Below are 12,382 nucleotides of genomic sequence, written 5' to 3'. Positions count from 1 at the left end.
CCTGAAGATAAGGTCGATGGTGTCCACGTATTTTTTAAGTGGAGAACATCGCCCTTATTGCAGGGATCGGGTAGGTGACTTCGCCGGACGGTTACGGCTCATCTTCACCTTGCTCAATAACACTACCGAGAAGGAACCCGTCCACCCGTGTGTGCTGCCTGATGTATCCCTTAGCTTTCAGCTCCTTCACATACTTCCAAACTTGATCCTTTTCACGGGAGCCTAGCGGCAGCTCAGTAGTTTTGAGATCCACGATCACCACGTGCGCTACTCCATTCTCATTGAAGTCGTCATCGTAAGACGACCTGGCGTAGAAACTGACGCTGCAATCTGGAAGGGCCACAAAATCGGGTCGCTTGCGACTGCCTCTGCCCTGACTATCACCGAAGAGTTGGCGAATAACAGTCGTCATACCTTTGTTGGACGTGAACTCAATGGACTCGAATTGCGCACCAAACATCCACAAGCCACGTTCAAATAGCGGCTGCAACTCATGCACCTCGTCGATCCCAGCCACCTGAATCTTGGTACGAAGCTCCGCGATGAGTTTCAGTCGATTTTGAATCTCATCGAGTACAAGCTTGGCCATGCCGACCGTCCACTCGGACAGGATCGTATGGAGGGTGTCGTAATCGTGAGGCTCGCATTTGTGCAAAAGATCAAGAAGCCCATAACGTGACTTTGCCTTTTCCAGCTTGGCCAAGATCGTGGACAGCTGAACAATCTCCTGCTCACCAAAGTTGGGGCAGTTATCCACAACTTCATCTATAAAAGCCTCGACCCTATCCTTGCTGCTTGGCGACAGGGCATTAACAGTCGTGCCTACACGCTCGACAACTGCCGCGCGCTTAGCTTCACGCTCGCTTTCGCCGCTGCTATGAATGATCCGTCGGATGCGGTCTTGGACCGCTTCGTGTGTCGTTTGCCACGCCAAGTTATCGTCCTTAAACGCACTCCAGTCAGGTGCAACGGCGTCATGCTGGTTTAGGAAATCAGCTTGAACGATAAAGGTGAAGCGCTTGGCCTCGGAAGTACGGCCATCGAGTACTCGCTCGTAGTCGCTGCGACTCCATTTACAGTCGCCAACGGCTCGGCTCTGTACCCACCATGCGATGCCATGTTGCTTGGTGGTCCGGTCGGCCTTTTTTGTATCGATATGAAGGATCGTTACTTTCCCTAACCCTGGGACTTCAATCTCCTCTCTGGATAGCAATTCAGGGATATCACTGAAAGTAATCGGATCTCCGTTGATCGACACCGTAAACGCTGGATTTGCCAGGAAGCGACTGCCGATAAGCTCACGGGCTTGCTCTTCAGTAAATCGCAGGGATGGAATACTGCCGTTGCCGATGATCTCGGTCCCGTGTCCTTCGACGCCCTCGGCCTTGAATGATATTTCTTCCAAAACAAGTGGTTCGGTCAAGGTCCGATGAACGCGGCACACGAACTCCTGACCGTTCTTGCGGGACGTAATCAGGTACTCATCGGCAAAACAGAAGCTTGCAAAACGGCCTTTACCGTTCTTGCCAAAGACTGCTCGCGGGAGGCCTTCGACATCGCTAGGAGGCGCAGCGATTGCGCCCTGAATAGAGAGTCGGTTGTATGCAATTGTCCGCCAGATATGCTGGAACTCGTCACGGGTCATCCCGTGGCCGTTGTCCATGATGCGGAATTGCCGGCCGGCCTTGCTCTCAGGCCACATGACGTCGACTTGGGTCGCGTATGCATCCCAGCAATTAGCGACCAATTCGACGATGGCTGTGGCAGGGTCGGTGACGATGGCTCCGGCATAGCTTTCGAGAAAGCGTGCGTCGTAAAGAAGGGATCGTTGCTCCATACCTATCGTCGTCCTTGGGCTGATTCAAATCGGTGAATGCGCTATTGAGCATTAATCCGTGCTGCGCTTACCGAGATAGTATGCGATTCCTCAATTTTGCAGATATAGGCTTAACGGCTAAATCTCTTATAAAAATGATCCAGTACATTAGTGAGATCGTTCAACCGCCTAAATCAAGCCCCGAATATCGCCCTCGCCAGAACTTGATGCTATCGCCGCCAGTCCGGCAAATGGCCAGCTTTCGATGCGCAGCATACCTTCATGCGATTATTTTTCACCGTACAGCACAGCCATGGACGATCAAATAATCCTGCATGTTGGTAGATAAGGTGGTGAGTCGCGCCGCACCCTGAGTGCCAACTGGCCATCGTAAATTGCAGATCTACGTGTAATTGGACGTTATGGTCAATCACCGCCCTCCTGTCTGCCGCTTCTGGTGTGAGCCCTTCTCAGGCTTGATCACCCTCTCCCGATCTCCGGTCAGTAGCCACCCATTTGGTAGACAAATGGTTCGACCACTAGCCTGCTTTCTCTAGGAGCAGGATTTGGGTCTAGAACAACTGAAAAAAGCGGAGGAGCAGGATACGCTGGTCGGGTTGATCGAGAACGGGGCGGGAGTTTAGGGTGACGTGCGGGCAGGGTTGGTTGGAAGGCTTTCATATTCCCTGCGCTCACATCGATAACTACAGCACAAACTCATCGTAATAGAGCTGACATCCATTTAAAATCAACGCTGTATTGTCATGTGGTTCAGACGATTTGATTGCTGAACCGGGAAGGCAAAAGCTAGAAACATTAGTAAAGGGGCACCGTTGCACCGCTTCTTAAAAGTCAAAAATGTAATCAAGAATAATCATGTATTGAAGGGCACGGATAACAATATGCCAGAGTTAGGTGCGGCGCCGGAGCAGGGACAGATTGTGAAGCTGCGCCACAAAATATGGGCGGTCACAGCGGTCAATAAAACAAAAACACTACCCAATCAGACCATCCATAGAGTCGCACTAGAATGTCTGAGCGATGATGCCCTTGGAGAGAGTATCCAGGTTATCTGGGAGCGGGAAATTGCTCCTTCCATAATTGAGTCCACCTCTCTTCCCAGTATCACTGCGCACGATGAACCCGAACTTTTTGATGCTTTCATCAGGTCTATGCAATGGGGAGCCAGTTCGTTGGCCATTGGAGACACACTCCAAGCTCCGTTTCGTGGTGGTGTACAGATGGAGGAGTATCAGCTTGCACCTGTGATCCGGGCCATCAACATGCCTCGGGTACGCCTCTTGCTGGCCGATGATGTAGGTCTGGGTAAAACCATTGAAGCTGGCTTGGTAATGCAAGAACTCATTCATAGCCACAGGGCAAGCCGAGTCTTGATCGTCTGTCCAGCCCACCTGAAGATCAAATGGGTCGATGAGATGGCTGAGAAGTTCGGCCTCGAATTTAAAATGATTGACCGGGACACCGTACTTAGAATGAAAAAGGAATACGGCCCCAGCATTAACCCGTGGGCAAGTTTCCCCAGACTTGTTACCTCAATTGATTACCTAAAAACTGAACACCCACGTCGATTGTTCGATGAGTGTACTAGGCGCAGACTTGAGGAGAGGCCTAACAACCGCCCTTGGGATTTGTTAGTTCTTGACGAAGCCCATAACGCAGCCCCATCAGGTAAGAAGCAATATATTCGTGATTCTGAACGCACATCTCTTCTGCGTTCTATTTCTGAACAGTTCGAGCACAAGATGTTTCTTACTGCCACCCCCCATAATGGCCACCGGGAGAGCTTCACCGGTTTATTGGAGATACTGGATAATCTTCGTTTCTCACGCGGCACTGATCTAGATAAAGCTCAGCTTTCCGCCGTTACCATTCGCCGTTTAAAGCAAGAAATCTCCAATCCAGATGGAACACCGCGTTTCCCCAAAAGGGTCATACTCCCACGTAACGAAACCAGTGATCCTCAACTCTACGTCATGCAGAAAGGGGATGAGCAAAAGCTTTTTAATTTGCTCAAAGCATACACCAATAGCCGTTTAGCCTCGGTCGATAAACGCTCAGAACGGCCTCTTCAATTCATTCTTACACTTTTGAAAAAGCGAGCGTTATCCTCTCCCTTGGCGTTCCGAGAGAGCCTAATTGTCCACACGACAAATGCTGGCATTAAGGGAGCGCTTGGCATCGGCGAGTCTCTGTTCAATAGCTTCGAGCAAAAAGAGTCAGAAGATTGGAGCGATGATGAAGACAAAGAGGACAACTTGGAAGCTGCTACCAATGCCGCATCCAAACTCATCCAAGAGTTAACGGATGATGAAAAAAGCATGCTTCAAAGCATGTTTGAGATCGTCGATCATCAGGTTTCTCACTTTTCGATAGAGGAAGATAGCAAGGCGGCAGCCTTGATCGCTTGGATCAACCTTAATCTGCGCTATGGGGATCAATGGAATGGCGAGCGTGTAATTATTTTTACGGAATACAAACACACGCTCAACTATCTGGAACGCATCCTGGAAAAAAATGGTTTCCTTGAAGCGACAAGAACCATTGTTGGTGGTATGAACGATAGTGGTCGCAAAAAAATCAATGATGAGTTTCAAGCGTCTAATAGTGAAACCACTGTACGTATTTTGCTGGCCACAGATGCTGCATCCGAAGGGGCGGATTTTCAGAAGCATTGTCGCAATCTTATTCACTACGAAATCCCGTGGAATCCCATTCGGTTGGAGCAGCGTAATGGCCGTATTGACCGTCACGGTCAGAAAGCTGATGAAGTGCGCATTCATCATTTCGTTTATAAAAACCAGGAAGACTCCGAGTTTCTGAAGCATATCGTCGATAAAGTTGAAGTTATCAGAAGCGACCTTGGCAGTGTTGGTGCTTTAATCGCAGACAGCGTCAGGAAAAAGGCACTCGGTCAGACTGTCAGTCTTGCTGCGATCGACGATGATACGCGCATACGGCTCGTGCGAGAAGAAATAGCTATCGAGGCTCGCGAAAATGAAAGTGTTGCACAAATAGTTCAGGCCCTGAACAGGGCAAGAAGCGCGCTTGATATATCCGATAGCAACCAGCTTGCGCTATTGAAGCAGGCTTTATACTTGGAAGGATGTAATGAGGCAGTTCGGGAGCTGGATAATGACGAATTCACTTTAACGCGGATTCCAAATTCTTGGACTGAATGCAAAGCCTATGTCAGCTCAGATTATTTGCAAAAGCCCCTTTCCTTTAGTCGTAATAGGGCCAGAGAAAATGATGCCGTGGGCATCGTCCATCTTGATCATCCGTTAATGAGAAGGGCGGTTTCTGCGTTCCGAATCCAGATGTGGGGAACACAATCCTCCCGTAACCGACTGAACAGAGTTTCAATCTCAGAGTCGAGCCTGATTACGGCCCCTGCCGTTATTGCATGGGGTCGACTGGTTTTGCTGGGGCCAGAGCATAATCGCCTGCACGAAGGCTTAATCCGCTGCCAAATGTCGATCCAAAATGGGGTAGTTATAGAAGGGGAGGTTACTCGGCCTGAAGATGCTAAGGTCTTCACCGGTGACATCGCCAGTGTTCAGGAACTAATTTCGCCTTATATTCAGGCGATTACTAAGCAGCTTTCCATTAGTGCCGGGGATCAAGCCAGCTTGTTGATTCTGACCCTTACCGCCCGGGGTGAGGTCGCGCGCAAGCATGCTAAAAGTCTGGCCACCGAGCGTATCGCGGCCATCAGAAATGCTATACATAACTGGCAAAAGCGTTCTGCGGATATGCAGATGCAATTTGCTTTCGATGATGAAGAACAAGCGCAGCGCGAGCAGGATTTTCTTGCTCTTCAGCGTAGGCTCGAACAGCTTCAACAGGAGCGTGAGATCGAGCCAAAACGCCAAAGAGATTTATATAAAGTGACAGACCAAAGAATGTACCCAGTTGCCCTAGAGGTCATCCTTCCTAAGGTGGGTAGCTGATGGCCACGAATAAACGCGTAGCAAGCCGACAGCATCGCTGGCTTTCCAGCGTAGAAATTACGGGAGTGGTATTAAGCGAGCCAGTGTTAGCCGACGCCGGCAACTTCAGATCACTCGATAAGGCAGAGGTCGCAGCTTTCCGAAAGCAGCGTGAGATATGGAGCCTGCCCAAAGGCATGGTGGAGGGCAATGGTCAGCCGGCCTGGATTAGTTTTATTCTCGAAGATTTTCTAGGCCTGAAAGACAAAAACTACTGGCAAGTCGGTGCAGCGATTCCCTTCGACAAAGTAGTAAATTTGCATGAGCAGCAGGAAGTTCTGCGCCCGAGTCGCGTCCTGTTGGATGAAGAAAACGCCATCATGCTAGTGCTTGAAGTGCCGCGTGAGCAGTCGTTAGATAAACCTTGGCAGCAAGAGAAAGGCCGCTGGAAGGCATCGCCCACCACTAAGTTTGAACGATTGTTGCGAGAAGCCGGTGTGGAACTCGGACTGTTAACTAATGGCGAGGCTTGGCGTTTAGTCGTTGCATCACCTTCAGAAACCACTTCCTGGATGACCTGGACAGCGCAAACGTGGAATGACGACCCGTTAACCTTGGCGGCCTTCAAGGATCTGTTGGGTGAATCGCGCTTTTTTGCTGGGCCTCGGAATCAGGTCATTCTCGAACTAATCAAGCAGAGCCGTCAGCGACAATTGGACGTAGCCGACCAATTAGGCAATCAGGTACGCGAGGCATTGCAGATTCTGGTGCACGAGTTCGATAGAGTCGATGCCGAACTCAGCGGCGACTACCTTCACGGGTATAGCGAAGCTGAGATGTTTGAGTCCAGTGTCGCTTTTATCATGCGACTGCTGTTCACCCTCTATGCTGAAGAGAACGGCTTGCTGCCGCACGGCAATGTCACTTACGACAGAGCCTATGGCGTGCTGCACCTGTTAACTGAACTAGAAGAAACCCGCCGGCTAGCCCCAGAAAAACTCAAATACTCCTACGCAGCTTATGCCCGCCTGCTAGCAAGTTCGCGTCTCTTGCATGACGGCAGTGTCGACCCCGACATTCGCATTGCCGCCCATGGAGGGCAGCTGTTCGACCCAAATCGATACCAATTACTTGATGGAAGGAAGAAGGGCGGTACCTGGCCGAGCGATATACCGGAACCGCCAAAGGTTAGGGATGTTGTGATACGTGATATTTTGCGTAGCCTCAAATATGCCAAGGTTGACGGCGTCCGCCAGCTGGTGAGTTACCGGACACTGGCAGTAGAACAGATCGGTCATATGTATGAAGGCCTTCTCGATCGACGCGTAGCCAGAGCGCCTGCTAATCAAACCCTTTTGCTGTTGCAGGGCGGGCACAAAATTGTCGAACCGGAACCTGTAAATGCAAATGAATTTGCAGGTTTGGAACAAGAGGCACTGATCAAGGCCATTGCCCGGCACACCAGTAAAACTGCTGGCACAATCAAAAAAGTGCTGGCACGAAACGAAGATCGACAGACTCTGGTTAACATCGGGACTGATGATACAGAGCTACTGGCGCTAGCCAAACCGGTTGAACGATTTTTGCAACCCTTGGGCATCGTCCGGCCGGGCGGACTGTATGTTACCCACGGGCAGGATCGCCGTTCCAGTGGCGCTCACTACACACCTCCTACTCTCACCGAACCTGTGGTGAGACGTACGTTAGAGCATCAGATCTATACGAGTGTTGAAGGTAAGCCCGGGCTACTTTTAGAGCCCCGGTTAATCAAGACACCGCAGGAAATCCTAAATCTTAAAGTTTGTGACCCTGCAATGGGCTCTGGCGCATTTCTCGTACAGGCTACACGGTATCTGGCGGAGCGATTGGTAGACGCCTGGGAGCGTATGACTGCCGAACAGCCGGACGCCATATTAACCATGCCGTTTGCCACTCAATCGCTAGGTCGCGCCAGCGAAAACCTCATGCCGGATTCCCGCGAGGAACGGTTAGTATTCGCTCGCCGCTATGTGGCCGAGCGCTGTATCTATGGCGTGGATATGAATCGGTTAGCGGTGGAAATGGCCAAGCTATCCCTCTGGCTAACCACGCTCTCTACCGACCGTCCATTTACCTTTGTGGATCATGCACTCAAGCATGGCAACTCCCTAATAGGGCTTTCATCTGAGCAAATCCGCAACTTTACGTGGAAGCCGGTCAGAGATGATTTTGGCCCCTTGTTTGCCAACCAACCTGATCAAGAAGTGGAAGAGGCCGAGCTACACCGGGAGGCGATTCATTCCATTCCGGATCATGACTTCACTTCTAAAGAAAAAGAAAACCGAACTGCCGAAGAAGCACTCGCTAGTATCCGATTAAAGGCGACCCTAGCTATAGCTGCCTTCTTTAACGGTGCTAACACCAAACAGCGGGAAGCCAAACTGTTGGAGTATCGTTATTGGCTTGACCGGTTAGGCATAGATGAGAAGGCCACCGAGGAGATTGATAAGATTGTCAAAGGGATTACTACCGGTGATAAGCCAATTATTCCATTTTGCTGGGAAGTCGAGTTTCCGGAAGTCTTTCACCGAGAGAATGGTGGTTTCGATGCCTTCGTGGGTAACCCGCCATTTGCCGGTAAAAATACCACCATTGAGGGCAATCGGGACTACTTTATCGACTGGTTAAAACTCGTACATGAAGAGTCTCATGGCAACTCTGACCTGGTTGCACACTTTTTCCGCAGTACATTTAATCTGCTCCGAAAGCAGGGTAGCTTCGGATTGATTGCGACCAAAACTATTCGCCAAGGTGATACCCGCAGTACAGGACTTCGATGGATTGTTAATCATGGAGGCGTCATCTTTAATACTCAGCGACGAGTGCCATGGCCTGGCAAAGCAGCGGTTATTGTAAGTTTGATTTTTATCAACAAGGGACAAGCTGAACAAGCCTTTTATCTTGATCAGAAGAAAGTCGAGAAAATCACCGCTTATTTGTTCGATAAAGGAGACAGCGAAGACCCGCACGTGCTTGCCTCTAATTCAAACAAGAGTTTTGTTGGTAGCTATCCTTTGGGTATGGGATTCACCTTTGACGATACCGACACTAAAGGTGTCGCCAGCTCTATTGCTGAAATGAATCGGCTGTTAGAGATAGATCCAAAAAATCAGGAAAGGATATTTCCTTATATCGGAGGGGCTGAGGTTAACGACTCGCCAACCCATCAGCACCATCGATCCATTATCGATTTCTTTGATCTGGATGAGACGCAGGCGCAGCAATGGCCCGACCTTTACGAGATCGTTAAAGCAAAAGTTAAACCTGACAGAGACAAACAAAAGCGACCAGCAGTACGAGATCGTTGGTGGCAATATTGTGAAAAGCGGCCTGGGCTCTATAGAACAATTAAACCACTTGAGCGCATCATGGTAGCCACTCAAACGAGCAAGTACCGGACGTTCACATTCTTGCCCAACGGCATGGTGTACGATCAAAAGCTAATCGTCTTTGCTGTGGAGTCTATGGCTGAGTTCTGTGTAATGCATTCAAGGTTTCACGAGGAGTGGGCATTGTTTTTTGGCTCCTCCCTAGAAGACAGACCAGTTTACGCTCCCTCAGACTGTTTTGAGACATTTCCTTTCCCTGAATTATCGCCCAGACACGACGCGCTCAGAGATGCTGGTCAAAAATACTACGACTATAGAAAGAAACTACTAATAGAGCTGGACAAAGGTCTAACGGATACATACAACCTCTTCAATAACCCGAATGAACAATCCGAAAAGATCACCTTTCTTCGTGATCTTCATTCAGCGCTGGATCAAGAGACCCTTTTGGCCTATGGATGGGATGATTTAGTGTTGGATTACGACTTCATACCCGAGTACGAGGTTGAAGAGGGTAAAAATATACCCTGGAAGTATCGCTGGCCCGATGATGTTCGCGACGAAATACTGGCTCGACTTTTGGCTCTCAACAAAGAACGCCACTTTCAAGAGACGCACTAAACATCATAAGGTACAAGAATTTCCTTATACCTTAAAAGTTCGAAATGTTGGGCAATCCGCTCACTGGGTTGTCCTTGCGCTCTAACACCCATTTCCATATTGCGATCCAGTGCATACATGGTCAGGTTGGCGGAAGTAACCAGTGCATCGTGACGATCCGCCACCAGAACCTTAGCGTGCAGCTTCAGGTGTTTATCGTTGGGGGGTATTTTCCAAGTCAGCAGCTGTGGTGATGCAATACCCTTTGGCCAGAGGGCAATCAAGGTATCGCGGTTATTTTTACCGTAACCTTTTTCGCCCTCGTCCAATACCATTATGACCTTCACTCCCCGCGCAACGGCATTGGCGATTAACTCAATGACGTCGTTGATAATACCTTCGTAATCTTCTTTTCCTGCCAACCAATAGCCAACTACTAAAAGTTCAAATTGAGCTGCGGAAATAATATCCTGCACCACTTGGCGGGTAGCGCGCAGATAAGAGCCCTCCACCTTGGGCCCTGTCCATACCACTTCGGTTTTGGTGGCTTCGCTTTCAGTCAGTAACACTGCTTCTTTCAGTGCTATCAGCTGCAAGGCAAATGCAGCACTGCTGAGCGCAGTGAACTTAAACGTCCAGATAGTTATCAAGCTGGATAGCGCACTTTGAACGGTCCCCCGCCCTGCGGCCAGTTTGGCAATGCTTGCAGAGCCGGATTGTGAGGTTAGCTCCCCCGATTCCAATGCCACGATAGCTTCGGCAAAGGTACCCGCATTGATTAACTGGCGCACGTTCTGTGCCAAAGTATAGGCAGTTTTATTTTTGGTATCTGGCACGGCCTTTCCTTATTTGAAATAAGCCATATCGCTATATGCCATGGTAGGCACCAGGAAGCTGCGATCCAGAAATCGGTTAAAGGCTTCGCAAGAGGTTTCCGGAGCTAAGACACAAGCGTGGCAGGCTGCACCGTTTATGGTGGCATGCACATCCGGTTGGTGATCTGCGCAAAGGGGGTCCGACGAGCAGCGCTTGGCGTTTTCTAAGGCGCTGTGAATCAAATTGGGAAAGCGCTCCTTACTGCCTAGATCCACCAAACCACCCAGACTGCCTTCGGAATCGGCACTAGCGGTGTACAACAAGATACCCGCCATTCTGCGTTCAGGATCGGTGCTGCTGTAAATACGCTCTCGAACTGCGGATTCGGAGTAACCACAATCCAAAGCAAGCTGCCGCATTAATACGTGAGCCAGACTGTGCAGCAGAATATATCGCGCACCGGGGAAATCATCCGCATCAACACCACGTTCGGCCGCCCACTCTCGGTATTTTTGCTCAATGGCGGCCGCCCGTTTTTTTACCGCAGGTATAGCCTCCCAATTTGCCAGGGCATCTTCTTTTAATTCGATAAAAATGCCTTCGCCTCGCACCTCGACGGCAGGAAGCCAATCCTGCCGCTCCTTGTAAATTGGCGCACGAGAGGCGCCCATACCGTCGTCATCCATACCTGAGGCATAGTCGATGCGCGTAAAACTGGTGAGCGCCCGGACTTCTAATAATTTTCTAGCAAGCACTATTCGATCGATTTTATTGCTTTGCAGATCGGGAACCTCTCCCGCCTCTAAGAAAAAATCGGATTGATCGCCTTGGTTGCTGCCTTCGATATCTCTAAACGCATTCCATTCCGGTAGGCGTAAATCGATTTCATCGGTTTCGATTTCGCCCCGCTCTTTCAGTAAGGTCAGCCAAATATCTTCTACCTTGAACTCTGACAAAGTAGGGAACATTTCCATATCGAGAAGCGTTTTCAGCTTTTCTTTGGAGTCGATTTTTTCCACTTGATGTTGTGGGCATTTTTTTAGAGCCTGTCCTATGGGGGTAGCGGCTTCTTTAATGGACAAGGCACTGCGCACCAAGGGGAACCAGCCGTTAGTGGCGCCACGTTGAATGGCACGCAATTGGCCTGCGTGTTTACACTCATGAGGGTCTTTATTTTTGATACCCAACCAAGGACGCTTGCGGCTACATTCGCCCAAGGCGAGGCTGCGATTTTCACCAAAGGCATCACTGACGCTGCGCTTGGCATCGCAGGCACAATAGACCCAGATATCAGACACCGACCCTGTGGTGCCGGAATACACCAAGCGCATGCGCTTCTTACAGTTGTTATCGGCGTCCCGGTGCACATACGCACGCCAAGGAAAGTCATCAATATGACCGCTCGGACAGGCAACTACAAACGGCGCTGGAGTGGTGGGAGCCCGGTACTTACCACGGCCCTTGCAATTCGGTGCCTTGCATTCCATTTCCTGCGTTTTTTCGTTGTATTCAACCAGTTCTTCGCCAGGTTCGGAAAGGCTTGCGCATTCAGGATGAGTGCAAACCTGATAGCGAGGAAACAGAAAGGTTGGTACGGTTCCGCGTTTTGTAAAATAGTTGCCGCTGGTCGGCTCTGCGGAAAAAAAGCGCTTTACTTTCAGGGCTCGCTGCAAGCGCGGCTCGTGAATTACTAGTTCTTCATCCAAATGCCAGCCGTCAATGCCGGCGACGATAACCGACAGAGTTTGCAAGTCCACAATGGCACCAGGACCAAAAGTGGTAATCACCTGACTCGGACGAACGTCTCCGATAGCTCTTTTGCTCGACATTCG

Annotated in this window: 5 protein-coding genes; 2 read left to right on the top strand and 3 right to left on the bottom strand. The window is 50.0% G+C overall.

Annotated features, from left to right (window positions below; genetic code table 11):
• Window positions 1-91: 91 nt before the first annotated feature.
• Complete coding sequence (locus tag EC915_RS24030; protein ID WP_256658824.1) at window positions 92-1,837, bottom strand: ATP-binding protein; 1,746 nt, start codon at window positions 1,835-1,837, stop codon at window positions 92-94.
• 812 nt (window positions 1,838-2,649) lie between these two features.
• On the opposite strand from EC915_RS24030, the gene drmD reads away from it, so the two are divergent.
• Window positions 2,650-5,787, top strand: coding sequence for a DISARM system SNF2-like helicase DrmD (drmD, locus tag EC915_RS24025; protein ID WP_133752966.1), 3,138 nt, complete (start codon window positions 2,650-2,652; stop codon window positions 5,785-5,787).
• Window positions 5,787-9,755 (top strand): Eco57I restriction-modification methylase domain-containing protein, encoded by a 3,969-nt coding sequence (locus tag EC915_RS24020; RefSeq protein WP_133752965.1) that lies wholly within the window; start codon window positions 5,787-5,789, stop codon window positions 9,753-9,755. The genes drmD and EC915_RS24020 overlap by 1 nt, the downstream gene beginning before the upstream one ends.
• Here EC915_RS24020 and drmC read toward each other — a convergent pair.
• Window positions 9,752-10,570, bottom strand: coding sequence for a DISARM system phospholipase D-like protein DrmC (gene drmC / locus EC915_RS24015; protein WP_133752964.1), 819 nt, complete (start codon window positions 10,568-10,570; stop codon window positions 9,752-9,754). The genes EC915_RS24020 and drmC overlap by 4 nt on opposite strands.
• 9 nt (window positions 10,571-10,579) lie before the next feature.
• The gene (drmB, locus tag EC915_RS24010; protein WP_133752963.1) at window positions 10,580-12,379 is read right to left on the bottom strand and encodes a DUF1998 domain-containing protein; all 1,800 of its coding nucleotides are present in this window, start codon (window positions 12,377-12,379) and stop codon (window positions 10,580-10,582) included.
• Window positions 12,380-12,382 lie beyond the last annotated feature (3 nt).

Origin of the sequence: Pseudomonas sp. LP_7_YM, assembly GCF_004364435.1 — a bacterium.
Classification (GTDB): Bacteria; Pseudomonadota; Gammaproteobacteria; order Pseudomonadales; family Pseudomonadaceae; genus Aquipseudomonas.
This window is presented reverse-complemented; position numbering and strand designations above follow the sequence as displayed.

What these genes read in the sequence shown, in the direction of transcription:
- EC915_RS24030 (WP_256658824.1), bottom strand. Translation starts at nt 1,837, where the DNA reads ATGGAGCAACGATCCCTTCTTTACGACGCACGCTTTCTCGAAAGCTAT.
- drmB (WP_133752963.1), bottom strand. Translation starts at nt 12,379, where the DNA reads ATGTCGAGCAAAAGAGCTATCGGAGACGTTCGTCCGAGTCAGGTGATT.
- EC915_RS24020 (WP_133752965.1), top strand. Translation starts at nt 5,787, where the DNA reads ATGGCCACGAATAAACGCGTAGCAAGCCGACAGCATCGCTGGCTTTCC.